This window comes from Marinobacter sp. V032 (assembly GCF_052645435.1).
The window spans coordinates 179,391-205,187 of sequence record NZ_JBQXYE010000003.1 but is presented as its reverse complement, the minus strand read 5'-3'; the positions used below and the strand labels follow the sequence as shown (position 1 = coordinate 205,187).

General features: G+C 56.0%; 29 protein-coding genes. 13 read left to right on the top strand and 16 right to left on the bottom strand.

Going from position 1 to position 25,797, the window contains the following annotated elements; genetic code table 11:
* Positions 1-70 precede the first annotated feature (70 nt).
* Complete coding sequence (locus ACUN9X_RS14740; protein WP_260034372.1) at positions 71-808, bottom strand: response regulator; 738 nt, start codon at positions 806-808, stop codon at positions 71-73.
* Positions 809-1,123: 315 nt separating this feature from the next.
* On the opposite strand from ACUN9X_RS14740, the gene ACUN9X_RS14735 reads away from it, so the two are divergent.
* Together ACUN9X_RS14735 and ACUN9X_RS14730 are read left to right on the top strand one after the other, a co-directional pair.
* Entirely contained in the window at positions 1,124-1,915 is a 792-nt protein-coding gene (locus tag ACUN9X_RS14735) for a GNAT family N-acetyltransferase (RefSeq protein ID WP_445473582.1), read from the top strand.
* The gene (locus tag ACUN9X_RS14730; protein ID WP_445473581.1) at positions 1,909-2,724 is read left to right on the top strand and encodes a lysophospholipid acyltransferase family protein; all 816 of its coding nucleotides are present in this window, start codon (positions 1,909-1,911) and stop codon (positions 2,722-2,724) included. The genes ACUN9X_RS14735 and ACUN9X_RS14730 overlap by 7 nt, the downstream gene beginning before the upstream one ends.
* Positions 2,725-2,728: 4 nt before the next feature.
* Here ACUN9X_RS14730 and ACUN9X_RS14725 read toward each other — a convergent pair whose 3' ends face one another.
* From ACUN9X_RS14725 to ACUN9X_RS14705, 5 genes are all read right to left on the bottom strand, one after another.
* Complete coding sequence (locus ACUN9X_RS14725) at positions 2,729-3,190, bottom strand: FKBP-type peptidyl-prolyl cis-trans isomerase (protein ID WP_260034367.1); 462 nt, start codon at positions 3,188-3,190, stop codon at positions 2,729-2,731.
* 38 nt (positions 3,191-3,228) lie between these two features.
* Complete coding sequence (locus tag ACUN9X_RS14720) at positions 3,229-5,406, bottom strand: acetyl-CoA hydrolase/transferase C-terminal domain-containing protein (RefSeq protein ID WP_445473580.1); 2,178 nt, start codon at positions 5,404-5,406, stop codon at positions 3,229-3,231.
* 212 nt (positions 5,407-5,618) lie between these two features.
* Positions 5,619-5,936 (bottom strand): hypothetical protein, encoded by a 318-nt coding sequence (locus tag ACUN9X_RS14715; protein WP_445473579.1) that lies wholly within the window; start codon positions 5,934-5,936, stop codon positions 5,619-5,621.
* Positions 5,937-6,087: 151 nt separating this feature from the next.
* The gene (locus ACUN9X_RS14710; RefSeq protein ID WP_445473578.1) at positions 6,088-7,254 is read right to left on the bottom strand and encodes an alpha/beta fold hydrolase; all 1,167 of its coding nucleotides are present in this window, start codon (positions 7,252-7,254) and stop codon (positions 6,088-6,090) included.
* A 65-nt stretch (positions 7,255-7,319) separates the two neighbouring features.
* The gene (locus ACUN9X_RS14705) at positions 7,320-8,357 is read right to left on the bottom strand and encodes an NADP(H)-dependent aldo-keto reductase (protein ID WP_445473577.1); all 1,038 of its coding nucleotides are present in this window, start codon (positions 8,355-8,357) and stop codon (positions 7,320-7,322) included.
* A 507-nt stretch (positions 8,358-8,864) separates the two neighbouring features.
* Between ACUN9X_RS14705 and ACUN9X_RS14700 the strand changes: the two genes are divergently transcribed.
* Positions 8,865-9,077, top strand: a complete 213-nt coding sequence (locus ACUN9X_RS14700) for a hypothetical protein (protein ID WP_445473576.1) — start codon at positions 8,865-8,867, stop codon at positions 9,075-9,077.
* 95 nt (positions 9,078-9,172) lie between these two features.
* On the opposite strand, the gene ACUN9X_RS14695 is transcribed toward ACUN9X_RS14700, so the two are convergent.
* The 4 genes from ACUN9X_RS14695 to ACUN9X_RS14680 form a co-directional block, all read right to left on the bottom strand.
* The gene (locus ACUN9X_RS14695; RefSeq protein WP_445473575.1) at positions 9,173-10,516 is read right to left on the bottom strand and encodes a DsbA family protein; all 1,344 of its coding nucleotides are present in this window, start codon (positions 10,514-10,516) and stop codon (positions 9,173-9,175) included.
* Positions 10,517-10,534: 18 nt separating this feature from the next.
* A complete protein-coding gene (locus ACUN9X_RS14690; protein WP_445473574.1) occupies positions 10,535-11,206 on the bottom strand; it encodes a TVP38/TMEM64 family protein in 672 nt (223 codons plus the stop codon).
* Between the two features lie 15 nt (positions 11,207-11,221).
* Positions 11,222-11,449, bottom strand: coding sequence for a hypothetical protein (locus tag ACUN9X_RS14685; protein WP_445473573.1), 228 nt, complete (start codon positions 11,447-11,449; stop codon positions 11,222-11,224).
* Positions 11,450-11,671: 222 nt separating this feature from the next.
* Positions 11,672-12,082 carry a hypothetical protein gene (locus ACUN9X_RS14680; RefSeq protein WP_445473572.1) on the bottom strand — a complete coding sequence of 137 codons (411 nt, stop codon included), beginning with the start codon at positions 12,080-12,082 and terminating at the stop codon, positions 11,672-11,674.
* Positions 12,083-12,737: 655 nt separating this feature from the next.
* On the opposite strand from ACUN9X_RS14680, the gene ACUN9X_RS14675 reads away from it, so the two are divergent.
* Complete coding sequence (locus ACUN9X_RS14675; RefSeq protein WP_445473571.1) at positions 12,738-13,943, top strand: glycosyltransferase family 4 protein; 1,206 nt, start codon at positions 12,738-12,740, stop codon at positions 13,941-13,943.
* Positions 13,912-14,478 carry a phosphatase PAP2 family protein gene (locus tag ACUN9X_RS14670; protein ID WP_445473570.1) on the top strand — a complete coding sequence of 189 codons (567 nt, stop codon included), beginning with the start codon at positions 13,912-13,914 and terminating at the stop codon, positions 14,476-14,478. The genes ACUN9X_RS14675 and ACUN9X_RS14670 overlap by 32 nt, the downstream gene beginning before the upstream one ends.
* A 16-nt stretch (positions 14,479-14,494) precedes the next feature.
* Here the strand turns inward: ACUN9X_RS14670 and dinB are convergent, their stop codons facing one another.
* On the bottom strand, positions 14,495-15,559 hold the full coding sequence (gene dinB / locus ACUN9X_RS14665; protein ID WP_445473569.1) for a DNA polymerase IV: 1,065 nt from the start codon (positions 15,557-15,559) through the stop codon (positions 14,495-14,497).
* 113 nt (positions 15,560-15,672) lie between these two features.
* Between dinB and ACUN9X_RS14660 the strand changes: the two genes are divergently transcribed.
* The 5 genes from ACUN9X_RS14660 to minE all read left to right on the top strand — a co-directional run bounded on the left by ACUN9X_RS14660 (position 15,673) and on the right by minE (position 18,294).
* Entirely contained in the window at positions 15,673-15,966 is a 294-nt protein-coding gene (locus ACUN9X_RS14660) for a DUF1244 domain-containing protein (RefSeq protein ID WP_260034358.1), read from the top strand.
* Complete coding sequence (locus tag ACUN9X_RS14655; protein WP_260034357.1) at positions 15,963-16,382, top strand: HopJ type III effector protein; 420 nt, start codon at positions 15,963-15,965, stop codon at positions 16,380-16,382. The genes ACUN9X_RS14660 and ACUN9X_RS14655 overlap by 4 nt, the downstream gene beginning before the upstream one ends.
* The gene (gene minC / locus ACUN9X_RS14650) at positions 16,382-17,149 is read left to right on the top strand and encodes a septum site-determining protein MinC (protein WP_260034356.1); all 768 of its coding nucleotides are present in this window, start codon (positions 16,382-16,384) and stop codon (positions 17,147-17,149) included. The genes ACUN9X_RS14655 and minC overlap by 1 nt, the downstream gene beginning before the upstream one ends.
* A 74-nt stretch (positions 17,150-17,223) precedes the next feature.
* Entirely contained in the window at positions 17,224-18,033 is an 810-nt protein-coding gene (gene minD / locus ACUN9X_RS14645) for a septum site-determining protein MinD (RefSeq protein WP_260034354.1), read from the top strand.
* A gap of 6 nt (positions 18,034-18,039) precedes the next feature.
* Positions 18,040-18,294: a cell division topological specificity factor MinE gene (minE, locus tag ACUN9X_RS14640; protein WP_260034353.1), complete on the top strand. Its 255-nt coding sequence runs from the start codon at positions 18,040-18,042 to the stop codon at positions 18,292-18,294.
* 65 nt (positions 18,295-18,359) lie between these two features.
* On the opposite strand, the gene ACUN9X_RS14635 is transcribed toward minE, so the two are convergent.
* Positions 18,360-19,358, bottom strand: a complete 999-nt coding sequence (locus ACUN9X_RS14635; RefSeq protein WP_445473568.1) for a DUF2804 domain-containing protein — start codon at positions 19,356-19,358, stop codon at positions 18,360-18,362.
* Between the two features lie 227 nt (positions 19,359-19,585).
* On the opposite strand from ACUN9X_RS14635, the gene ACUN9X_RS14630 reads away from it, so the two are divergent.
* From ACUN9X_RS14630 to ACUN9X_RS14620, 3 genes are all read left to right on the top strand, one after another.
* Positions 19,586-20,326: an START domain-containing protein gene (locus ACUN9X_RS14630; RefSeq protein ID WP_445473567.1), complete on the top strand. Its 741-nt coding sequence runs from the start codon at positions 19,586-19,588 to the stop codon at positions 20,324-20,326.
* Between the two features lie 99 nt (positions 20,327-20,425).
* Positions 20,426-20,914: a CBS domain-containing protein gene (locus ACUN9X_RS14625; RefSeq protein WP_260034349.1), complete on the top strand. Its 489-nt coding sequence runs from the start codon at positions 20,426-20,428 to the stop codon at positions 20,912-20,914.
* A 116-nt stretch (positions 20,915-21,030) separates the two neighbouring features.
* Entirely contained in the window at positions 21,031-22,386 is a 1,356-nt protein-coding gene (locus ACUN9X_RS14620) for a PhoH family protein (RefSeq protein WP_260034976.1), read from the top strand.
* Positions 22,387-22,461: 75 nt separating this feature from the next.
* Here ACUN9X_RS14620 and ACUN9X_RS14615 read toward each other — a convergent pair whose 3' ends face one another.
* From ACUN9X_RS14615 to ACUN9X_RS14600, 4 genes are read right to left on the bottom strand one after another with little or no spacing between them, the layout of a single operon-like run.
* The gene (locus ACUN9X_RS14615; protein WP_260034348.1) at positions 22,462-23,526 is read right to left on the bottom strand and encodes a succinylglutamate desuccinylase/aspartoacylase family protein; all 1,065 of its coding nucleotides are present in this window, start codon (positions 23,524-23,526) and stop codon (positions 22,462-22,464) included.
* 1 nt (position 23,527) lies between these two features.
* Positions 23,528-24,433, bottom strand: a complete 906-nt coding sequence (rimK, locus tag ACUN9X_RS14610) for a 30S ribosomal protein S6--L-glutamate ligase (RefSeq protein ID WP_260034347.1) — start codon at positions 24,431-24,433, stop codon at positions 23,528-23,530.
* Positions 24,430-24,918, bottom strand: coding sequence for an ATP-dependent zinc protease family protein (locus ACUN9X_RS14605; RefSeq protein WP_260034346.1), 489 nt, complete (start codon positions 24,916-24,918; stop codon positions 24,430-24,432). The genes rimK and ACUN9X_RS14605 overlap by 4 nt, the downstream gene beginning before the upstream one ends.
* Positions 24,915-25,796: a mechanosensitive ion channel family protein gene (locus tag ACUN9X_RS14600; RefSeq protein WP_445473726.1), complete on the bottom strand. Its 882-nt coding sequence runs from the start codon at positions 25,794-25,796 to the stop codon at positions 24,915-24,917. The genes ACUN9X_RS14605 and ACUN9X_RS14600 overlap by 4 nt, the downstream gene beginning before the upstream one ends.
* Position 25,797: the final 1 nt, after the last annotated feature.

The following is a 25,797-nucleotide window of genomic DNA, read 5'->3' as shown; positions in this document are numbered from 1 at the left end:
TTTCCGGGAGGCATAAAGCGCCTGCCCGGATCACGCCCGGGGCAGGACACAAGATGCAGTTTACGCTTGCTCAGGCTTCCTTGACGAACAGGTAACCCTTGCTGCGCACAGTTTTGATGCGACGGGGGTGAACCGGATCATCACCGATTTTCGGTCGAATTCTGGATACCCGAACGTCGATCGAGCGATCCTGGCCATCATATTCAATGCCACGCAGTGCCGTGAAGATTTCCTCGCGGCTAAGCACCCGTCCGGCACTGGACGCCAGCAACCACAGCAAATCAAACTCGGCGCTGGTCAGATCAATGCTTGCCTCATTGAGCCAGGCTTCACGCATGGACCGGTCGACCACCAGATCATTGAATTGCAGACGAACCGGTTCCTCAGTCGGCCCTGATTCGGCATCGTCCTGACTCTTGTCGTTGACGCGTCGGAGCAGTGCGCGAATCCGTGCGAGAAGCACTCTCGGACGTACCGGCTTGGAAATATAATCATCGGCGCCCATCTCGAGCCCCAATACCTGATCCAGATCGTCAGTGCGTGCCGTCAGCATCAGGATCGGTCCCTGATAGAACGGGCGTGCCCGCCGACAGATCGAAAGACCGTCTTCGCCCGGTAACATAAGATCCAGCACGACAATATCGGGCTGTTCTTTACGAATGCGCTCTACAGCATGCGCCCCATTGGCTTCTACGGAGACAATAAGACCGTTGCTTTCAAGATATTCTCGCGTCAAATCTGCCAAACGCTCATCATCTTCAACAATCAGTACCCGGCAACTCTCATTTGTTGGTTCCACGCCGCTCATCTCTGCTTTTGTTATTTCCGTTTACAGCCAAACCGCCATCGGGTTCGCCTCGCCCAGTGTTGCTGCTGGCGTCTTTAAGGAAAGCAACCTTGCTTTCAACGCTCGCCAGATACCCCTACTAGATACCACAAGCTACGCCATGTAACAGCAAGTATACATGCTGTTCAGAAAAATACATGGAACCACCGCGATGTAACAAGTCGTGACACGCATTCAATTCGGCGAATGTGTCACAGGGACGTCACCTTTTGTTCATTCATCTGCAATGCCGGCTTCATAGGCTCGTCGGGAAAAGGTCATAAAGAGATACCCGACATGCCAGCTGAAAAAGCCCGTTCGTTGACTGCAAGCCGTCGCCTGAATGCGACGATCACACGTGACGCCAGCGCCGTTGAGGCCGCTCAAAAACTGCGTTATCAGGTATTTTCCGAAGAGTACGACTCCGACCTGGGCACCACCATTCCCGGTATCGACATCGACCACTACGACGCCCACTGCGATCACCTGATCGTGACAGACGAGGCGAGCGGAACACTTGTCGCCACCTCGCGGGTATTGCACCAACGTGACGCCGCGCGGGCCGGCGGCTTTTACTCAAAAAACGAATTTGATCTAAGGCTGCTTGAACAACTTCCAGGTCAGATCGCAGAGCTGGGGCGCACTTGCGTACACCCGGACTACCGCAATGGTGCGACTATCAGCTTCCTGTGGTCGTCAGTGGCGGAATATCTCGTGCGCGAGAAAGTCGACTACATGATCGGCTGCGCCAGCATCGGGATGGCCGATGGCGGACTGAAAGCCTGGCGAATTACCCAACAGTTGCAGCAGCGGTATCTCACTGACAGCGACCGCAGAGTTTTCCCCCGCAGAGCCCTTCCCCATCTGACTCACCTGTCGGCCGGCGCAGAATCATCGGTGGATATTCCGCCGCTGATCAAAGCGTATATGCGACTTGGTGCCGAGGTTTGCGGTGAGCCCTGTTGGGATCCGGAATTTCGATGCGCTGATTTGCTTGTCCTGCTTGAGGTCAAGCGACTGGCCCGCCGATACACTCGTCACTTCATGCGCCCCAACACCGCTGCAGCGACCGGGACCGCATCATGCTAATGCGTCAATGCCGTCTTATCAGCCGCCTGGCACTTTTCGGATTTGCCTTGTTGATCTGCAGCTTGATCGCCGGTGCAGTCTCGATTATCGAGTGGTTGATCCGACGGGATATCGACCGAACGCCCTTCGCCCGCTTCTGCTTCGCAACAGCCGCGCACTGCCTTGGATTCCGGGTGCATCAACAGGGTCGTGTGGAGCAAGGCCCTGTGTTGCTGGTCAGCAACCATATCTCCTGGTCGGATATCCCCATTCTGGGTGGCGTGGTGAAATTGCGCTTTCTGTCCAAAATCGAAGTCAGAAACTGGCCCGTCATCGGTTGGCTTGCCGCGCAGGCCGGCACCCTGTTTATCCGCAGGGGCGGAGGACAGGCCCGTATGACACGCGACACAATCGCTGAGACGCTGGCGTCAGGTCAGTCGGTACTGGTATTTCCGGAAGGTACCACCAGCGTTGGCATAACAGTGCTGCCATTTCATAGCAGGCTGCTGAGCGCTGCGCAGGAGGCAGGCGTGCCCATTCAGCCAATCAGCATCGGCTACCGCCGAAGTGGCCACCCCGACCATCTGGCCCCATTCATAGGCGACGATATTTTCCAGTCTCACCTGTTGCGCTTACTCAGGGAGCCAGCAGTTGAAGTGATTGTTACGATGCACGCCCCAGTCAGGATTCGCACAGAGGATGACCTGAGCAGCGTCACCTGCCGAATCCAGCAGACCATTCAACAGGGCCTGAGTGCAATTCATAGTTCGGCAGATGACCGGTCAGGCAAGCCTGCCGAACCTGCCGGCATTCATGTGGGCGACACCTGACCTGTCAGATTTGCAGCGGGCGGCCTTCGGCAATCTCGTCATCGGTTGCCGGACGCTTGTCGACAATCTCCAGATCAAAGTACAGGGTAAACCCTGCCAGCGGGTGGTTGGCATCCACTTTGACCAGGTTGCCATCAATCGAAACGACCTGCACAACCTGTGCTTCATCGCCACTGTTGGTCTGGAATTTCATGCCCGGTTTGAGATCTTCCACCTCGGCAAATGCCGATCGGGGCACTTTGCGGATCAATGCAGGGTCCGGTTCGCCGTAGGCCATCTCCGCCGGCACAGTCACTTCGAGGCAATCGCCGATTCCACGATTCCTGACCGCTTCTTCAATCCCCTGAATCACGTTGCCCGCGCCCTGGAGAAAGCACAGCGGCTCGCCGCCATCGGACGCGTCAACGACCTCTCCTGCACGATTTTTGAGGCGGTAATGTACGGTGTAAACCGATGAGCGTTCCATGTAATCAAACCTGTTCTAATGTGTTGATGCGGCATTCTTCAGGTGCGGCTTCCCCGCAATGCATGAACCAATAGCCGATGGTCCAGTTTTTCCCGTAAACCCTCGGGGTCTGCCAGCGACATACGCTCAAGCAAGGCGGTCTGATGGTCGTCAGCAGGCGCTTCTCGCAATGCTTTCCACACCGTCGCCAGTTTGCCTTGCCACGTGCTGGTTGCGGCCTTGAGGCCTTTCAGGGCTTTCGCCAGCACCAGCTCATCGTCTGTAAAATCACAACCAAACGGAAAAGAAGCAAAGGCATCAGCAGTGCCTGCAGACGCCAGCGCGGTGCGCACAGTATCCGGCGTATTCTGCTGCCATTGTGCCGGCAACCGGAAAGAGGCCGCCACTTTACCCGCTTTCTGCGCCTGTTTCAGCAGCCCCGGCTGGAAGCGCGCATCTGCAATGCGAATCAACGCCAGATACACTTCCTGGTCACTCTTGCCGCGAAGATCGGCGATGCCATACTCGGTAATCACCACGTCACGCAGATGCCGCGGAATCGTGCAGTGCCCATAGCTGAAAATAATATTCGACTCAGCCGCCTTCCCGGATTTGCGCGTACTGCGAAGCGCAATAATCGAGCGAGCCCGCGGCAACTCATGGGCCATGGCGACAAAATTGTATTGCCCCCCTACCCCGCTGACGACTCGCCCGTCGTCCAGACCGTCGGAGACTATCGAACCGTCCAGCGTGCACATCATCGCCGAATTAATGAAACGACTTTCCTTTCGCTGGGCAGCTTTGAGGCGCTGATTACCAAAACGGTGATCGTAGAGATCGTTGATAAAATTTACACTCGTCATGCAGATACGCGCAGCATCTTCTTGAGGCAGATTGCGCAACTGCTCATAAAAACTGTCAGGGCCGATGTAGAAGCCTCCGTGCAACACCACGCCACCGGTAAGCTGCTTACCCAAAGCGACAGTCGATATAGCGCTGCGGGCGTCTTCCTTGTCCAGGTCAGGGTCCAGCGAATAATCATTAATGGTCAGCCGCCCCCCCTTGAACTGCACGTTAGACCGGAGAATGCCGTATTGTTTGAGCCACTGGATGTCCCTCGCCCGCAGCGGAGAATCGATCAACTCCTGCTCCCGCAATACATCCAGCGTTTCGATGCTGACGTCCGACCCGATTCGCCCGGCATTGATCAACTCCTGCAAGTCGACATCGGCGAACACCTGACGCTTGAGCACTCCGCCATTAAGTAGATGAATGAAGCCATCCACCATCATTTCACTGCTGCCGTACAGTCCCTCGCTGAACGCTTCGGTCCCGCCCCATTCCGTGACTACCGGAAAGCGCTCGGCTACCTGCAAGTGGTCGAACACCGCCTTGTACTGGCGGTTCGCCCGATGCCGTAACAAGGTGCAATTGACCACTGCGGCTCCCAGGGAGCCAATTCCCACCTGAAGGGTACCGCCGTCCCTGATCAACGTACTGGCGTAAAACCCGATCAAGTGATCGGCGGCTGAAATAGGCTGCGATGGCACCGGGAACAACGGGTAATCATCTGCAGGCGATTGGAGCAGAATATCAAACGCCGTTGCCGGTACGACGGCATCATTCCCCATGTAAGGTAGCTGCCGGTTGAGCTCCCCCACCAAAGCAACCGGCACCCCTGAAGCCTCCAGTGCCTGCAGTTTGGGAACAAGATCCAGCGACAGGTCAGGGTTGCAGCTGAGACTGAAGGTTTCACCGGAACCTGAAGGATCCGGCGCCACCATCTGGGCGACAACATTGACACCCAGCGCCATCAGATCCCGAACCGCATGAGTGTAATTGGTGCAGACATAATGTTGCTGTTGCAGAGGGTTGTTGAGATAGGCACCCGCCTGAAAAAAGAATTCGGAAACTTTGACGTTCGGCGGCAATTTTCCGTTAACGGCATCCCGCGCATAGTTCAGCTCAGGTACATCCCCAAACACGCGCTCAGCAAACGGCTCCATAAAACGTCGCTCAAGAGACCCCTTACCTTGCGGTGCCAAGGGCGAGAGCGCCGTCACAATGTGCAGATTCAGACCGGGGTCTTGCTGAGCCCGGCGATAGAGCGCGTTGATGATCCGCACCGGCTTACCTAACCCCAGAGGCAGACCGAGGGTTATATCCTGGCCCACCCGTGCAATGATTGCGTCTATACAGGCATCCGTTTTGGAGAGCGTAATCGGGCTCTTCGCCATAGCATTGAACTCCTTGAATCAAGACCGGTATCCGGGATCAGTCAGCATCACCTGGCCGGAAATGATCACATGTGACGGTCAGCGGAACAACGGGAAAACAATGACGGTTGCAGCAAGGTGCTGTAGATGAGCCGGGTATTCTGGGGTTTTATAGGGGATACAGGGCTGTTAATGCAGGGTGGCGCGGAGAAATCAGGCAAAACGCGGCAGGATCAAAAATCCCATTTCAGGTTCAGGCATGCGCCATCTTCAATCAACGCGACACCGTGATCAGCACGAACAGTTTCATAGGCATAGCGCCTTTTGTCGTCCTGGTCTTCGCTCAGTTGCCAGCGAAGCAAGCGCGAGCCCACATCGGCGAGCGTATCAGCAGTATCCTGCTCAAAGTCACCGGACATGGCATTCTGCAGCGTATACAGGTCGGACGTTTCTTCAGTTGACCGGATCTCAGCATGTTCAGCTGCATCCGCCCGGACCACAAAAGCGATCGAGTTCAGCGCAAGCAGGATGAGGAAGATACGAACGACCATAACGGGAAACTCAAAACGTCGAAAAATTAATCACATTGGGTAGACGTTAGTCTATCAGCCGAAAATCGCAAGAATGTGAAGCAGGCCGCACTCTGCCGGCTTTCCGCCAAGAGTGCCTATGTTTTTTGTCAATAAACGGTCAACTTATGTTTCAGTTCTTATCTTTGATCTCCTGACGTTTTTCGCCAGAGCGCTGATCCAGCCAGTCAGCACTGATCCGCCAGGTATTCTCTGGTGCGCTGGCACCGGCAAAAACCCCCGCGTGACCACCCGGTACCACACAGAATTCCCGGTCTTCAGATGAGACGATATCCAACACTTTATGGGCAGACGGGATTCTTACAATCCTGTCCGTGTCACCGGCAAACGCCAGAATCGCGCAATGAATGTTATCAAAGGATGCATTCGAACCACCCAGTTTGAAATTGCCCCGCGCCATGCTGTTGTTGAGCGCCATGTGAACCACCATGCCCTTAATGGTTTCACCCGGGTAATCCACCATCTCGTTAAACCACTTTTGCATGGTGCTGTGCACCTTCACATACTCCCGATCCCACATATTGATCGCCAATTCCAGCGAGCTGACAGCACTGCCGATCGGGTTAGTCAGCTTGAACGCCAATGAGTTAAACCACCCCGGCACATGAAAATAGCGGGCCGGTAAATCCATCAATGAAAAATTGAGTACTTCCGACACCACCCTTGCCGGCCGGTAGATCGCAGACAAAAAGCCACCCGCGATGCCCATCTGATGCATATCCACAGGGCTGGCAACCGTTACCATATTGCGAATATGACGATCCTGGCTGACTGCGGCGTACATCAACGCCAGCAATCCCCCCATGCAGTACGCAAAAACTGACACATCCTGCTGGCCGCTGCGCTCCCTGACTGCAGTCAGGGCAGCAGGCATCCAGTCGAGCACGTAGGTTTCCAGTGAAAGATCACTATGGTCCGCAGTCACCTCTCCCCAATCGATCAGATAGACATCAAACCCCCGCGCCAGAAAATATCGCACGACCGATCGCTGGGGCAGCAGATCAAAGATCATCGACGTCGCGGCCAACGGCGGCACCAGAATCAGCGGCACAGGATGCCGGTCAGGTGCAACCGACATGGGTTCGGTGCCGACTGTGATTTCATCCACTTCCAACGGGTAATAGTGACGGACGCTCATAATGCCGTCGGCGTATATGACGTCGTAGGGCGAGCGATTGGAAACGTTGAAGTGATCCGAATACAGGCGCCGCTCCGCCGCGTTGATCGCTGCAGAAAAAAGCTTGCCAGTAAAACTGCCGGGGTTACGGGAACCGAACACCTTGGATGGCCTTTTATTGTTTGAACATTTAACCGACCGGACGCATTACGCCCGGAGCCGAGCCGCTATGGGCATGGGTATGTGAACTCACCATGCAAGGTTTCAATCGCCTTGAGCACGTCGTCCGACAAGGTAATTTCGGCCGACCCGATATTTTCTTCAAGTTGGGCTATGGAGGTCGCGCCAATGATATTACTGGTCACAAAGCCACGGCTATTGATGTACGCCAGCGCCATCTGAGCCAAAGACAATCCATTCTGCGCAGCAAGGTCTGCATACGCCTGGGTGGCGTCATCCGCACGTTGGGAATTATATCGCTGGAAGCGCTCGAACAATGTAATCCGGGCACCTTCGGGCCGTTTGCCTCCCAGATATTTGCCTGACAATACACCAAATGCCAGCGGCGAATATGCCAGCAGGCCGACCGCTTCGCGATGGGCTATCTCAGCCAGCCCGACTTCAAATGATCGATTCAGCAGATTATAGGGATTCTGGATGCTGGCAATCCGCGGCCAGCCACGCGCCTCGGCAAGCTGGAGATAACGCATGGTGCCCCAGGGAGTCTCATTGGACAGGCCGATGTGTCGAATCTTGCCCTCTTCTACCAGTTCCGCCAGAGCGGATAGTGTGTCTTCAATCGGGGTTGCGGCTTCGTTTTCATTGTGACGATAACCCAGCTGACCGAAGAAGTTGGTGCTCCGATCCGGCCAGTGAACCTGGTAGAGATCAATATAATCGGTTTGCAGACGCTTCAGGCTGCTCTCGACGGCTTCCCGGATATGCTCCCGCGTCAGTCTCGGCCCGTTGCGCAGATAAGTCAGGCCATTGCCCGGGCCGGCGACCTTTGATGCAATCACCAGATCATCACGGCGGCCCCTTCTGGCCAGCCAGTTGCCGAGGTAAGTTTCCGTCAGCCCCTGGGTCTCTGCCTTTGGCGGCACCGGATACATCTCCGCTGCATCAATAAAGTTGATCCCTGCCGACGTTGCGCAATCCAGCTGACTGAAGGCGTCTGACTCGCTGTTCTGCTGCCCCCAGGTCATGGTGCCGAGGCAAATAAGGCTGACATCGATATCCGTGCGACCCAACTTACGTTTTTGCATTACTTCGTCCTCATTCCATCGGAGCGCCTGGCGCATTGTTCAAGGGATTGTCACGGCACTGTCGTGCCACTTCTACTTTTGAATTTCATATTGAGCAACACAGTAATGCCCTCAACACCTGAAGGCCACAGCACATCAACGGGCACACCTGCCGGCCATAACGGCTTATGAGGCATCCATCCAGGCGCGATTACCTGTCTCCCGGGGAACCAACTGTAAGCTGCGCCAGAACTGTATCTCGGTAACCTCAGCATCATCTTTACCTCTGCCCTGACGCGCCTATGCAAGGCCCGTTGCGACAGCGGGGTTATGGCGTAGATACCCAAGTTTTACATCACGCTCATAACTTCCGGCAAACACTACCCTTTTGTTTTCATATAACACCTTCCTCGGCGCTATGTCTGTGCGGCGCGAGACCTGCAAACATCTGGGAGCTCCCGACCAAAGCTACTGCACAGACTGCCAGTCCCATCCAGATCACTTCACACAAGACTGCGGCGTATCGAAATGGATAACAACCAGCGAGGAATCATCGCCGGACTGATAGCCGCACTCGTCCTTTCCATACTGATGATCGTCACGGACATGATGCCGGATTTAAACCTTATAGCCCTGCTGGCCGACAAGCTCGGTTCTGGACGCTGTCTTTGCCAGACCAGTCACCGTTGGCGAGTGGTCTCACATTCCAACAAATCTTTCCAACGGCTGAGGGTGGTTTGAGCGTCCGCATGGACGCCACAAAAGTGAGCCTGCCTATCAAGAGCCCTAAAACGTAAGATAGCGCTGGAGGGAATACTCCAGGCTGCATGCGTTAATCACTGCGCTGTTGGGCCGATCGCAGCGTTTTGGGTAGAGCCAGTCCCTACTCTTCTCCTGATTTCCTCCTCGATAACCCAGAGCCGGTCCTGTCCCCAGCAGCTGACAGGGCCGTAACGGAAGCTGGGAACGCCCCAAAGACCACACTCGTACATTGCCCTGCGATTGCCTTCTGCCCATTCGCGCCAGCTATCATCATTCAGCAGGGTTTTCGCTTTCTGCCAGTCAAGGCCGGCCCGCTCAACAATCACCTTCAGGCCGGCATCGGTCTCTGAACGAATGCCTTCGGCGTTGACTGCCCGAGCATAATGGATCATGTAGTCAACCTCACGGTCCATTGAACGGGCATATTCGAACAATGCGTAGCAACGCTCTACGCCGGGCCCCAGAGGGTCAGCAACAAACCCGTAGGGAATGCCCAGTTTGTCAGCTTCTCTTTTTGTGTCGTGAAAGATGTACCATTTCTTGGCGTCAGGCACGGATTGCCCGCGCATCAGCATCGGTAGAACCGGCCGAAGCCGAAGAGGGATATTCCAGGCATCGGCCAGCTGGGCCGCACGCTCCAGACCGAGATACGAATAAGGACTGCGGATCGAGAAAAACACCTCCAGAGAGGTCGCGGTGCCCGGGTGATTACCGGGAAGCTCGATGACATTGCGGGCCAGATCCGCCCAGGTACGGGTGAAGACGATGGCACCAGCAGCATCTTGTTTCAGCCCCTGACGGATAAGGTTTCTCTCGAGATGGTCCAGTCGATCCACGCCCCAGAACCACTCGCCCAGGTGCCAGACCATGCTGCCCTGATAGTGCCCAAGCTGTCGGAGCAATACCTCATTCCAGGACAATGCAGCGTCATCAGGCGTACCGGCCTCTGTTTCACCGGTTGCTGAGTGCCAGAGCTGTTCAAACACGCCAAGCGCAGTTGTCAGTGCATCTGGAGCTTTCTCAGCAGACAGTAGCCGCGCGGCAGCCGATGCCAGCTCAGTTTCAGAGGGCGCCGTTGACCGGTCGGGGGGCGTGAACTCATAGAGGTTTGCAAGCCTTGTGGCATCCTGCTGGGCCCAGGCTCGCCAGAGTGCCGGCTCAGGAAACATGTCATCATCCAATCGCAACACCGTATGGAGTCGAAACCGCACCCGGTAGCTTTTCTGAAGTTCGATGAGAGCTCGCAACAGGGGAAGACCGAAAGGATCGCGAGGGTTAATGAAAACCAGTGCCAGGTCCTGCTCTCCCCTGATCCTGGCGCGAGCGTTGTGGATGGCGTATTGCAGAGCATATCGAGGTGCACTGGACAGGGCGCGGGCGAACCATGGCATAAGGTCCGCTTTTTCCGGGCGACGCATGACAGCATCCTTTTGTTGTTATCGATTCAATTGAAGCCAACGGGCCAGCCGTGAACCAGGGTGGCGGCTGATTGACCAGGGCAACCATATCATGGCGACAAGAACCGCTACGCCCGCCAGTACTGTCAGCACTGGATTCAGTTTGAATGTGTGGCCCAGACCTGCAAACACCAGGGTCATCGGCAACATACCGATCAGGGTTGCGATGGCAAAACGCCAAGCTTTTATGGCAGTCACGCCGGCGGCGTAACTGATCAGGGCGAATGAAAAGACAGGAATCAATCGAGTCAGCAGAACCGCTATGGTCAGAAAGCGCTGAGAGCCGTCTCTGGCCAGTACGGGGTTGTCCGGGAACCGGTTGCAGATGGCCTCCCTGCCCAGGCATCGTGCAATCCAGAAGGCGGACATGGCTCCCAGCAGCGCGCCGGTAGCAGCGATAGCTGTGCCCCAGAGAATACCGAATGCAAGCCCTGCCGTTGCGCTGACGGGTAAGGTGGGAATGGGTCCCACCACCACGGCAATCATCATCAACAGCATTAGCAGGAGCGGGCCGGTCGCGCCCTGGCTCCCGAGCCATTCAGACAGCGTGTCTGGCGAGAGGTCCGCAGGCATACCCAGGCTATGCAACAGCCACCAGGCCCCGGCAAGGGCGCCGATCACTAATGCAAGTACCGCAATCCGGAAAGTCATCCACCAATCCCTTTTCTACTGCCAGCGATCTGCTCTTGCCTGCCGCCAGTCTTCCGGTGCGCAGCCTTCGTGTAAAAAACAACCGGGTTCAATGCCGGGGTAAAACTGTGCATAGTTCATCACCAGACTTGGATTAACACGCCGGTTCAGATGACGTGGCTGCAGGTCTTCCAGGCGGTCGATGCCAGAAATGCCGAGCAGCCCTGCCTGCGCCTCAACCGAGGAATGCTGATCGCTTGCCACAGGCCCCCTTTGTCAGTGACGTCCAGCTGCTTGCAGCCTGCCGGGCTCCGGGTAGCAACGCCGATCGGGCATTTTGCACAAATTGCAGCCCATCCCTGGGCGGCATGCCGACCGACTGGTCAATTCCACCCGGGCAACATGTACTATTCTTGGTTCCGTGTCTGTTGTTATTGATAGCACAGCCAGGCAACCGGCAAGATTATTACAGGTCGCTTCAGCGGATCAGGCGATTGCCGGGGCCGGCCGACGGGAGAGCGTCAGTGTATCGTAGTCCCGCAACAGGAATAGCGCAGCGCAGGCAGCAAGCATCGGCCAGGCAGCAAAGAACAGAAGATTATCGAAAGGCTGGAGGTATTTGCCAAATGCGGACAGAGTAGACACTCCGTGGAAGATCAGGATGGCACCATAGGTCCATGTTTTCGCTACACCCGCCAAAAACGCCAAGATAAGCACGAGCTGGGCAGCCCCGATAATATAAAAGACGGATTCACCGAGGCCTCCGATGCCATAGAACGCCCCGAAGACTTTGGCTGCGTGATCTGGCTGCACCAGTTTGTCCAGGGTCCAGAACAGAAACACGGTAAATATACTGATCCTGAGTAGCAACAAGGCAAGGGGTAACTGTTTAGGCATTCTTTTTTTCCTTCTGTGGTTTTTGAGTAATCGCTCCAAGGACAGGGAGATATCCGGAGAGTTCCGGAAATGCTCATAAGGCCTGTAACCCTATCAGCTGGTCTCGTGGCGATGCGGAAGCGAAGGCGCAGGAAGCTCTTCCGGAACTCGTCGACCGGGAAGGACCAACCGGCAATGAAATCGGCGGTAAGCAGGTATTTCTGAGCTTCACTCCGGAAGTATCTCGGCTGAGCTCAGGACTGAGGACGGAATTCTATTACCGGCAACCCGGGCTTTCTGGTTTACCCAGGGCACCCAGAATATTAGCCAGCCCCGGTTGCCAGATAGTTTCAGTATAGAGCGTTTAAAACGCCGATTTACCCCACTGCATCCCTGAAGCTGTCGGCAATGATTTTCTGTCGTCAAACCGCCTTTCGTTTCTGTATTACTCCTTCCTCACTCCATCGGCGCGTCTGGCGCATTGTTCAAGGGATTGTCACCGTGCTGTCGTGTCACTGTCATATGCAAATCCCATATTGAGAATCATAGCGGGAGTCGTCGGGATTCCCTCGACACATGAAGCCGACAGCAGCAGGAACGGGCGAACCGGCAGGTCAGCCTAACGGCTTATGAGGTATCCATTCAGTCGCAAGTGACAGTGTTCCGGGGAGCCAACTTGAATCAGCGCCAACATCACATCTCGGTGGTTACCGAAACCTTTCCTCCCGAGATCAACGGCGTCGCCAACACCCTGAGCCGACTCTGCACTGGCCTGAGTTCCCGCGGGCACACGATTTCCGTTATCCGGCCTCGCCAAAAAAGCGAATCGAGCCACTCGCTATCCGCAGCCCCAAACGGCCAGTCTCTGGCCAATCAGCTTCATACCGTTCCGGGCCTGCCAATTCCGGGCTATCCGGAGCTGCGCTTCGGGCTGGCCTCCTCCCGTCGACTGGCCGCTATCTGGCACAAGCAAATGCCGGATGCCGTCTATATCGCAACAGAAGGCCCTCTCGGGCTGGCCGCACTTAATGCAGCCCGCAGGCTCGGGATTCCGGTATGTTCCGGCTTCCACACCCAATTTCACGCCTACAGCCGGCACTACGGCGCCGGTTTTCTGGAGAAAGCAATTGTCCAGTATCTGCGCTGGTTTCATAACCGCTGCCACCTGACCCTCGCCCCCACGTCCAAATGCAGGGAGACGCTTGTTGATCTGGGAATGCACAACGTGTCTGTCTGGAGCCGAGGGGTCGATTGCGAACGGTTTGGCCCCTGCAAGCGCAGCAAAACCCTGCGTGCGCGGTGGGGACTGGATGATCGTGATCTGGCTGTAATCTACGTGGGCCGGATCGCACCTGAGAAAAACATTCAGCTTGCGGTGACAGCCTTTGAGCGACTCAGAAATATCCACCCCCGCGCCAAGTTCATTCTGGTCGGCGACGGGCCACTGACAAGCAAGCTACAGCAACGACATCCGGACTATGTGTTCTGTGGCATGCAACAGGGTGAAGCGCTTGCCCGCCACTTTGCATCAGGCGATCTGTTTCTTTTTCCGAGCAAAACCGAAACCTTTGGCAATGTCGTGACCGAAGCGATGGCCAGCGGGCTTGCCGTGGTGGCGTTTGATGACGGGGCCGCCAGCGAGCATATCCGCAATGAAGAAAACGGGATGAAAGTATCCCTGAATGATCACCCCGGGTTCATCGAAACCGTTCTGCGACTTGCTGATCAGCCCTCGCTTGTCAGCCACCTGCGCAGCAAGGCCCGGCTGGATGCCCTGGAAATCCACTGGCCTGGGCTTATAGAACAGTTCGAGCAACTGATTTTCAGTCTGCCCAAAAAGGAGAATCGCCATGCCAGCAAGCAAAGCATCTCGCTTCTTTGACCGCGTGGACCGGCAGGAGCTGATGATCTGCCAGACGATTAATGGCTACCTTCGGTTCCGGTTCGTTCTACCCTTCTTCAAGATTGCCAGCAGGCTGGGCGACGGCTGGTTCTGGTATGCGCTGATTCTGCTGATGCCGCTGCTGCACCCCGAAGCGGGGCTGGCGCTGGCATTATTAATGACAACGACAGGTCTCATCTGCACGCTCACCTACAAGCTACTCAAGCGGAACCTGGTCAGAGAGCGACCGTTTATCTCATTCCCGGTCATCAATTGCGCCACACCGCCTTTGGATCGCTACAGTTTCCCCTCCGGTCACACCCTGCATGCGGTCTGCTTTAATACCTTGCTGGCGCTTACCCTGCCGGAACTGGCCTGGGCCATCCTGCCGTTTACTCTGAGCGTGGCAATTTCACGGGTCGTACTCGGGCTGCACTATCCCAGCGACGTGCTGGCCGGGGGCATCATTGGCGGAACGATGGGCGCGCTGGCAGCAAGCGGCCTACCAGCATTCAAATTGCTGGCACTCGCCTGACGCCCCTTCTATAGCTCTACTCAAACAGCCGGAGTTGCCGGGTCGGCGCTGACTCCTCCCGGAAACGCACACCGAGCCCCAACAGCCGCACCGGGCGCGTGGCATCTTTGTAGAGCTCATCCAGCAACGGCACATAATCGTCAACGCCGGGCAACCGCACGTTATCGCGAATGCGCTCGAGAGTATGGGTCGAAAAATCGCTGTAACGGATTTTGACGAACAGCTTGTGGATGGGCTTGGATTCACCATGACGGGAAAGCCGCTTTTCAAGGTCCCGTAGCAGATCATCCATTACCCGGTTGCAGGCTTCCCGATTGGGCAGGTCCTGCGAAAATGTGCGCTCCACACTGACGGACTTGGCATTGCGCGTCACCACCACCGGCCGGTCATCATGCCCTCGCGCCATATGGAACAGACGCATCCCGTGACGACCAAACCGGTCCACCAACTGGTCCATGCTGAAGGTTTGCAAATCACCACAGGTCGTGATGCCCATGTCGTGCAACTTGCCAGCGGTGACCTTGCCGACACCAAACAACTTCTCCACGGCCAGGGTCTGAACAAATGCGGGTATATCATCCGGCCGGATCACAAACAGGCCATCGGGCTTTTCCCAGTCACTGGCGATCTTTGCCAGAAACTTATTCGGCGCCACGCCTGCCGAGACGGTAATCCCGACTTCGCGCTGCACCCGTTCACGCAGGTGTCGGGCCATCAAGGTCCCGCTGCCATGAAATTCCTCGATGCCGGTAACGTCGAGAAACGCCTCATCCAGCGACAAAGGCTCCAGGCGATCCGTCAAATCCCGGAAAATATCCATTACCTGTCGGGACACCGCTCGGTAGCGCGCCATATCGACTGGCACCGTCACCAGATCCGGGCACAGACGACGCGCTTCGCCGCCTGGCATCGCCGAGCGTATCCCATACTCGCGAGCAAGATAGTTGCAAGTGGTGACGACACCCCGCCCTTCCTGGCCGCCAACTGCCAGCGGCACTTTACGGAGCGAGGGATCATCCCGCATCTCAACAGCGGCATAAAAACAGTCGCAATCCAGATGAATAATTTTGCGTTCAGCCATGGGACGCGGACTCATTTCGGGAATCAAACGGTGCACTGTACATCCATACAGACTTGTATCTTACGACAACATGCCGAGAATGTCAGGATTCCGAAACAGGAGACAGACCCGCAATGTCCGATCAACCACTACCGACTGCGGTGCAAACCGAAATAGAAGCGGCTGCCTTCCGCCGCCTGGTGGATCACCTGCGCACTCATACTGACGTACAGAACATTGATTTGATGAATCTTGCGGGTTTCTGCCGCAATTGCCTGTCCAAATGGTACAGGGCGGAAGCTGAAGAGCGCGGCCATGCACTCTCGGATCCCGAGGCACGAGAGGCTATTTACGGTATGCCCTATGACGAGTGGAAAGCAAAATACCAGACCGGCTCAAAGCAAACGCCCGAAAAGCCCGCGTCATGATGGCGTTTAATGAAGCTTTGCGCATTCACCTTGCGGCCCTGGATGCCGGTCGATCAGACTTTGATGACACGTTGGCGCTGATTGACCGTTATTTCGAGTTCACGCCGACAGCCTTTCGCAACGGTTCGGTAAATAACGGTATTGGCGAGAACGAAGGCTCATGCCGCATTTTTGCACTGGGACAACTGGCTGGATTGAGCGAAAAGGACACGCTGAGCTGCTTCGGCCGGCATTACCGTAACGTAATGGATGACCCCGCGGGCAACAGTCACGGTAACATTCGTCAATTCATGACAACTGGCTGGTCTGGCATCCATTTTGATGGTCGCCCAATGCGCTTCCGCACTGCGACGTTGGACGTACCAGCCGCTGCTGACACCACAATACAACCGACGACCGATGGAGATTCTCGCTGATGCCGGATGCGGACGCCACGCAAACCACTCAGTGCTTCCAGCTCAAGGGGGCGACAGTGCCCCTGACAGCACTGGAACTGCGATTTTTTGAGCCGGATGCTTTTGAAGAAACTCTGCGTGACAAGATTCGGCAAGCGCCCGGCTTCTTCCGTGACATCCCACTGGTCGTCAGCCTGGAAAAGTACGAAGGCCCCAGCAGCGAGCTCGATTTTTTCCAGATGATCGGCATTTGCCGCCGCCACAACATTCACATTGTGGCCGTGCGCGGCGGCGACGACGATCAGCGCCGGCTTGCCCGCAACGCATCTCTGGCGCTGCTGCCTGCCGGCAGCCAGAAAGACACTCAACCGCAGCAGCCGGCGCCGGAAAGCGAGCCAGAGCCCGCTGCAGAAGCGCCAGCAGTGGTAGTGCCCGAGACTCACAATACACCAGCCCCGGCAAAAATCGTGACTCAGCCCGTTCGCTCGGGCCAGCAGGTTTATGCACCGGATGGCGACCTGATCGTGCTGGCACCGGTTCAGGCCGGCGCGGAAGTGCTGGCAGCAGGTAATATTCACGTATATGGCCCCTTGCGGGGACGCGCGCTGGCCGGCGTGCATGGCCTGGCCAGTGCCCGGGTTTTCTGCCAATCACTTGAAGCAGAGCTTGTGTCCATTGCCGGACACTATAAAATTTCGGAAGATCTGCAGGAACAGGGCTGGAAAACGCCCGTACAGATGCAGCTCAAGGACGATATGCTGGTGGTCACACCGCTCGACAAGGCGTAAAAACATGGGGACGCCCCGCACAACTGCGCCTTCGCTCCTTATCCATTTCACTTTCAGCAAACAGGACTGCAACCTTGGCTAAGATAATTGTCGTTACCTCAGGTAAAGGTGGTGTGGGCAAGACCACTACCAGCGCATCAATCAGCACTGGCCTGGCCCGTCGCGGCAACAAGACCGTGGTTATTGATTTTGACGTGGGCCTGCGAAATCTTGACCTGATCATGAACTGCGAGCGCCGTGTGGTGTATGACTTCGTCAACGTCATTCAGGGCGAAGCCACGCTCAATCAGGCATTGATAAAGGATAAACGGGTCGAAACGCTCTACATCCTGCCTGCATCCCAGACCCGGGAGAAAGAAGCGCTCACGCCAGAAGGCGTTGAAAAGGTGATAAACGAACTGTCAGAACGGTTCGACTATATTGTCTGCGACTCGCCTGCCGGCATCGAGCATGGTGCGATGATGGCACTTTACTATGCTGACGAAGCGGTGGTGGTGACCAACCCTGAAGTATCTTCAGTGCGCGACTCCGACCGCATTCTCGGCATCCTGCAAAGCAAATCCCGCAGGGCAGAACAAGGCCTCGATCCAGTCAAGGAGCACCTGCTGGTAACGCGCTATAACCCTGACCGGGTAGAGCGCGGCGAAATGCTGTCAGTTACCGATGTGCAGGATATCCTCGCGATTCCGCTGCTTGGCGTCATTCCGGAATCCCAGGTCGTTCTCAACTCCTCGAACCAGGGGCTGCCAGTCATTCTTGAAGATGACAGTGACGCCGGACAAGCTTATGAGGATGCCGTCGCGCGGCTGCTGGGAGAAGAGCGTGAACACCGCTTTCTGACCTCGGTCAAAAAAGGATTTTTCTCACGCATGTTCAAGGGGTGAGGACTGATGAGCTTTTTCGATTATTTCAAAAGCAAGAAAACCAATTCTGCGAATGTCGCTAAAGAGCGACTGCAGATAATCGTCGCCCATGAAAGGGGGCGCCGTGATCAGCCGGACTACCTGCCACAGTTGCAGCAGGAGCTGGTGGCGGTAATTCGCAAATATGTGCAGATCGATGACGACATGGTACAGGTCGAACTGGACCGCAATGACGACTGCTCGGTACTGGAGCTAAACGTCACCCTGCCCGAAAACCGCTGAGAGCCTGCAGGCCGGCGCCGATTCTGCATAAAGGCAGTTGGCGCTGGCCTGCATCGCCCGGGCAATTACCAGCGGGCGAAATGATCCTCCATCAAGCCCCGCAAGCCGTCCACCCGGACCACCTGACCATCCCCACCGGTCACAGTGCCCGAAAAAGTCCCGGCAAACTGCCTGAAATTCGATGCCAAAACCCAGGCGTTCCGGCGTTCCTGGCGCACGCCTTCGGGCTTGAATCTCAGCGCCACACGTCCATCGCTGGTGGTAACGCGCCAGTCAGCCGAAGGGTTATAGCGATCAAACTCAAATCGCGCCATATCCAGCTTTATACAGACGCCATCAAGCCACAGCGCATTCTCCGTCACCCCCGTTTCATTCACCCCTGAAGCCAGATTCAGCCCGAGGCTGCAGCCATCAGCTGTAACGCCGGCCAGACAGGCCCAGTTCCAGGCGGTCTCCCGCCTCATGAACCCGCAGCTCCAGTCAATCGAACCTCGCATCGCGGCATCGATAGAAAGATCCAGATCATCCCAACGCAGGTGACCATCCACCGCCAATCCCGCCGACTTGCGGGTATACACCCAGCCATTGTATCCGGCTGGACTGCAGACTCTCAGAGGATCCCGATCCTCTGTCAGCCTTAACGACAATGACAATCCGTCTTTGGCGGCCACATCGACCTGCCGACTATCACCCTGCCCGGTGATTGAAATGGCCGTCGCGCCATTTCGAAAGTGACACCCGCCTGTTTCGGGCAATGGCTCGATCCCGGTTCCAGCGGCCAATGGGCGAAGCCAGCTCGCTTCTCGCATTACCCCCGTCCGAAAATCAAAGACGTAAATAAACGCACTACTGACAATTTTCAGATCAACCACCGCCAACCCCAACAACCAGTCCGGCCCCGCTGCGCTGATAAACTGGAACTGGTTAAACCGCCAGCGCCGGGCCAGTTTTGACCGGGGCTTGTCCATGACAGAACGCAGATCAAAATCCATAAAATTGACCTGCTCGACCGGCTGATCCATTACACCGAATCGGGGCTGACCTTTTTCATCAATCAACTGCATGATGCTCCAACTCCTGAAATTTTGGCCTGATGTCACTAACCGGCCTGGATTAGCGGTGCTAAATTGCAGCGCAGGTAACATTTTGGGGTTGTGGGCTCATGCTAGACTTCTTTGGCAGATAACAGGTACCAGCTGTATCACACACAGATTTCCGCATTGCGCTTTCACCACCTACGCAAATCTTCAGCATCCTATCGCCACTTATTGCGACTGAGAAGGACAACATCTTGACACTGACAACCCGAACACGCCTTCTGGTTTGCATCACGGCCCTGTTGATGGCCGCAGGCACCGCAAGCGGCGAAGGGCTTCCCCCTGAAGATGGTCCCTGGGAGTTGCGCAAGGAAAGCGACGGCATACAGATTTACACCACAGAGTACGCCGGTTCCGATTTCGAGGCTTTCAAGGCCGTGACGGTGCTGGACGCCTCCATCGAGCAATTGATGGCCGTCATGATCGATCCGAAATCCTGTCTGGAGTGGGTCCACAACTGCATCGTATCCCGGGCCTTCGGTGAGGGCGACTTCTACGATCGCTATGCCTATTCCGTAAACGATATGCCCTGGCCGGTGGCAGACAGGGACTATGTTCTGCACATCAACACCCGCGGCGACAAAGCCAGTAATCAGGTGATCATGCGACTCAATGCGGTACCCGGTGCGCGAAAGGAAAATGACGACTACCAGCGGGTCGAAGTATCCGACACCCTGTATCGTTTTGAACCCGTAAGCGCCAACAAGACACGATTGGTCTGGGTTCAGCATACTGAGCCCAATGGCGCGATTCCGAGCTGGCTTGTGAACTCGCTGGTTGTCGACATCCCCCTTAAATCAATAAAAAATCTGGAACAGGTCGCACAGCAGGACAAGTACAATGGTTATGAATTGATCTATGACAAAGAAGGTCAGCTAAGCGGTATAGCAAAAGCAATCAACAAAACCGGGCAAACGAGGGGTGACGACGAATAAAAGAGCGTATAAGCTTCAGGAAGACACTGATCAGTGACTTCCAAGAAACGGTATCGCCAAGCTCGGATTTGAGCCTGGAGTCGAAGCAGGAAAGCGATAATGACGGTTCTCGCACGCGAGATCATGACACCCAGTGTAAAAGCCGTACCCCAGTCCTGGACAATGGACCAGTTCACACGGTTCCTAACCGACCACGAAATTACCGGCAGCCCTGTTTCAGATGACAACGGGCTGATCGTCGGTATCGCCACCCTGAAAGATGTCGCCGAGTTCCGTTGGTCGTCGTCCCGCGCGTCTGATCATGACGTGCAGCTGACCCCGGAAGAACAGCAGGAAGCACGGCGGCTGCGCATGTTCATTTTTGAGGAGATGAGCAAACTTCCCGTAGAAGTACGCGACATCATGACGCCGATTGTCGTATCGGTCACCGAAGATACACCGGTACGCGATATTGCAGAGCTCATGATGGAAGAGCATTTGCACCGCATTTTTGTTGTCCACGAAGGAGAGGTAACCGGCATCATAACGACCTATGACATGCTGAAACTCATCTCCAACGACGCGCTGGCCAGGCGCTGTCTGGCATGACTGAAACCGGTGCGTCATCAGACTCACCGGTACGCACGTCGGCTCAGGAGCATGACCCCATCATCCATTGTGAGGTATCGAACCCTATGCCATCAGCACCGCAAGCGCGGAAAAAGATGTACGTCCTCGACACCAACGTCCTCATTCACGATCCCAACGCCCTGCTGAACTTTGAAGAACACGATGTCATTCTGCCGATGACCGTGCTCGAAGAACTGGACAGCCTGAAGTCGGGCAAGCAGTCCGTTGCTGCCGACTGTCGTCAAGCGATCCGCAATATCGATAAACTGCTGGGCGATGCCAGCCCCAAGGATATCGAGCGTGGCGTCCCCATCGTCCGCGCCAGGATGGCGGAGCCACTGGGGACACTGTCGATTCTGATGACCACGGAAACCAGCGGGCATCATTCGCTTCCGGAGCACCTTAACGACAACAAGATCATTAACACCCTGGCCGCTCTGCAGGCGCGCCACACCTCGCGAGACATCATACTGGTAAGCAAAGACATCAACATGCGACTGAAAGCGCGTGGTTTTGGTGTTGAAGCACAGGATTACCACAACGACCAGCTACTGGATGATATTGACCTTCTGCCCAAGGGCTACATGGAGTTCAGCAACTCGTTCTGGGATAACATTCAGAAAGTAGAGACCATTCAGCGTGAAGGCGTCACCGAGCACATACTGAAACGCGAGGGCGATCTCGCCAAACTCAATATCAACGAGTTTGTTGTTGATGAGCAAGGTTTTATAGGCAAAGTCGTCGATATCGATGATGAGCGCATGGTGCTGCAAGACCTGCATCAGCATGACCTGCTGGCTGCAGAGGTCTGGGGTCTGACGCCGCGGGACATCTATCAGGCCATGGCGCTCAACCTGCTGATGGATCCGGACGTTCATCTGGTCAACCTCACCGGTTCGGCCGGTTCGGGCAAAACCATCCTGGCACTGGCTGCCTGCATCGAAATGACCGTTGCCAGCAAGGAATACAAGCGCATCATCGCGACCCGCAGCACCCAAGGGCTGGATGAAGATATCGGCTTCCTGCCGGGTACCGAGGCGGAGAAGATGGAGCCCTGGCTAGGCGCGATCGTGGACAACCTTGAAGCCCTCCACGAGGACGACGAGAACATGACCGCCAGCGTCGACTACATCCTGTCGAAGGTTCCGCTGCACTTCAAATCACTGAACTACATCCGGGGCCGAAGCTTCCAGCACAGCCTGATCATCATCGATGAGTCCCAGAACCTGACACCGCATCAGATCAAAACCATTATTACCCGGGCAGGCAATGGGTCGAAGGTGATCTGTCTGGGGAACCTGGCTCAGATCGATACGCCTTACCTGAGCGGCCTCAGTTCCGGCCTTACCTACATGACCGAAAGGTTCAAGAAATTCCGTCATGGGGGGCACATTCACCTGCAGGGCGTACCGCGCTCGGTGTTGGCGGAATTTGCAGAAGCCAATCTCTGACACACGAAACAAAAACGCCGGTTGGAATAACTTCCAACCGGCGTTTTGCCGCTATCGGTACGGGCTTTTAGCTCGTCACTTGTCCTGCTCATCCCACGGATGGACCGGCATGACAGCCTCTGTGGCTTCCGGATCCATCTTCGAACGGAAGTAGTCCATCGCCTTCTCGGCCTCGGCAATCTCGTCAAACCGGGCAATGTTGTAGATTGCCTCACCTTCGTTGACCAGCGGCAGGTTGTTCATCCCCACTACAATGCCCGAGACCGACGCCACCAGCGCCGTTTCAGTCTCACCAAACGGGTCGGCTATCACCGCCAACTTCTGGCCTTTTCTGACCCGCTGCCCCAGCCGGACAATCGGGCGCATGATGCCGTCGATTTCCGCCCGCACCCAGGCCGAACTGGCCGCAATTTCAGAGCGCTTGGTCACTTTGATGCGTGATGCTTTCTGCGGCAGCATATCCAGTGACCGCATCACGCGGATAATACCGCGCACACCGCTGGAGATGACGACATCGTCAAAGCGCAGCGCTTCACCTCCCTCGAAAGTGATAACCGGAATATCCAGCGAGTCCGCATAGGCGCGCAAGGTGCCCTCACGCAAACTGGCATTGAGGATAACCGGCGCACCAAAGGCTTCCGCTATCTGGATGGTTTCCGGGTTTTTCAGCTCCGCACGGATCTGGGGCAGATTGAAGCGGTGAATTGCCCCAGTGTGCAGGTCGATGATGTGACTCACGTTCTCCATGATCTGCGTGCGGAACAAATAGGCAATCCGGCCACCCAGCGAGCCCGACTCAGAGCCGGGAAAACACCGGTTCAGATCCCGCCGGTCCGGCAGGTAACGGCTGCGCTGGACGAAGCCGAAGATATTCACGATCGGCACCGCAACCAGCGTTCCTTTCAGGTGACGCAATGCGCCATAGCGCAACAGGCGGCGAATGATCTCGACCCCGTTGATCTCGTCACCGTGAATTGCGGCACACACCAGCAGCACAGGCCCGTCACGGCGACCGTGTACGACCTCGACCGGAATGTGTAACGGCGTATGGGTGTAGAGCTTGGCTACCGGTACTTCTACCGTTTTTCGGGTACCTGCCGGAATTTCGGTACCCGCAATCCTGAAAGGGGCTCTCGCCATCTTACCCTCTCCCTTTGGTGCGGGTTTTCCAGGGTTTCTGGTTTCTTTCTGTCCAGTCGATAATCATGCCGGCCACGTTCTTGCCGGTTGCGGTCTCGATCCCCTCGAGGCCCGGCGAAGAATTCACTTCCATCACCAGCGGTCCACGAGTTGAGCGCAGCAGATCCACACCCGCCACATTCAGGCCCATGGCCTTGGCCGCGGCGATAGCGGTGCGTCGCTCTTCAGGTGTAATACGCACAAGGGAGGCGGTGCCGCCACGGTGCAGGTTGGAACGAAACTCACCTTCACCGGCCTGCCGTTTCATGGCGGCAATCACCTTGTCACCAATCACAAAGCAGCGAATATCTGCGCCACCGGCTTCCTTGATGAACTCCTGCACCAGGATGTCCGCCTTGAGCCCCATAAAGGCTTCGATCACACTTTCCGCTGCCTTACGCGTTTCCGCCAGGACCACGCCTATACCCTGAGTGCCTTGCAGCAGCTTGATCACCACCGGTGAACCACCCACCATGCGGATCAGCTCCGGCACATCATCCGGCTTATTGGCAAAGCCGGTTACCGGCATGCCCACGCCTTTGCGCGCCAGCAGTTGTAATGATCGCAGCTTGTCTCTGGAACGGCTGATCGCCACCGATTCGTTAACCGGGAAAACCCCCATCATTTCGAACTGGCGCAGCACCGCCGTGCCGTAAAATGTAACCGAGGCGCCAATCCGCGGAATCACGACATCGAAATCGTCGAGAATTTCTTTTCGGTAATGGATCTCTGGCTTGGCCGAGGTAATGTTCATATAACAATGGAGGCAATCAATCACACGCACTTCGTGACCACGATTAAGCCCTTCCTCGACAAGCCGACGTGTTGAATACAGTGATTTGTTTCGGGACAACACTCCGATTTTCATACCTTGCTCCCAAGGGCTGGTGCTCCAGCCAGATAAGAATGTTCAGGTTCGACGATAGCCCGTTTAGCCATAGCCGTGCGGCCCAACAGCATGCGAAAACGCATGGAATCCCGGTTGGTCAGCGTCATTTCAATAGGCCACGAGTGGCCCCCTATCAACACCGTCGTCATAATCACCAAACGTTGCTCTCGATGCCCTCCCGAGTCGGACACCATGCGTTCGTCCAGCACCTGCGCGTCACACTCCAGAACGGTCTGCAGGTTATTCTGTTCAGGGTGAACCCAGAAACGAACCCGGCGCTCACCCTTCTCGGTATAGGGCTCCATCCGAAAGGTATGCAGGCAGGATGTACGCGCGCCGGTATCAACCTTGGCCTTGATGCGGTCGATACCCAGCTCGGGCAATGCCAGCCATTCCCGCCAGCCCAGGCGAATAATGCCGCCAGTGTCGTCGGTCGATGGGTCCCGGGGCTTCGAGTCAGTCATGAGGCTTGTCCTGTTGTATCAGTGTCCTGTGACGGATTTTCTTTCAGCAACTGCACTTTGAAAGGAGCCGACTCGCTGCCCGCATAAAGGCTGGTATGCGGGTAGGGTATTTCGATGTGCTCCCTGTCGAAGGCTTCTTTTATATCAGCCAGCATCTGGCTTCGGCCTTCCAGCAGGCTATCGGCTGCCACCCAGTACGAAAACTGAAGATCGACAGACGAGGCGCCAAAGCCCGACATAATGACAAAGGCCTTGGGCTCTTCCAGACAACAGCTGTTTGAAGCGGCCAGCGCCAGCAGCAGCTGTTCAACCTTGCGCACGTCCTCCTTGTAGGCAATCCCCAATGTCAGATCAATACGCCGGATGGGAAACCGGGAACGGTTAATCACTCGTGTTTTGATCAGGGTTTCATTGGGTATGCGCACATAGAGATTGTCGGTCGTGCGCAGTTTCACGCTCAGCATATCAATACCAATGACTTCACCGATGGTGCCATCAACTTCGATGAAGTTGCCAATTTCAAAGGGTTTCTCCACCAGCAGAAACAAGCCGCTGATCATATTGGAGGCCGACGTCTGGGAGGCAAAGCCAATGGCCACCGTCAGGATACCCGCTGCACCCAGCAGTACATCCGGTGCGAAACCGGCTTCCCGCAGCGCGGCAACAATGAAGATCGCAAAAACAATGTAGAACACCAACCGGCGAAACAGCGCCGCCACATGGCGCGATGATCGGGGCGTCAGAAAGCCGTTCACACTGCGTGAACTCAATGAAGCCAGCGTGAATCCAAGTAACAGCAATACCGCAACCCGGAGCCACAACCCCCAGTTCACACCGGTAAATTCCCACAATAAATTCTGTTCCACGTCACCCAAAATG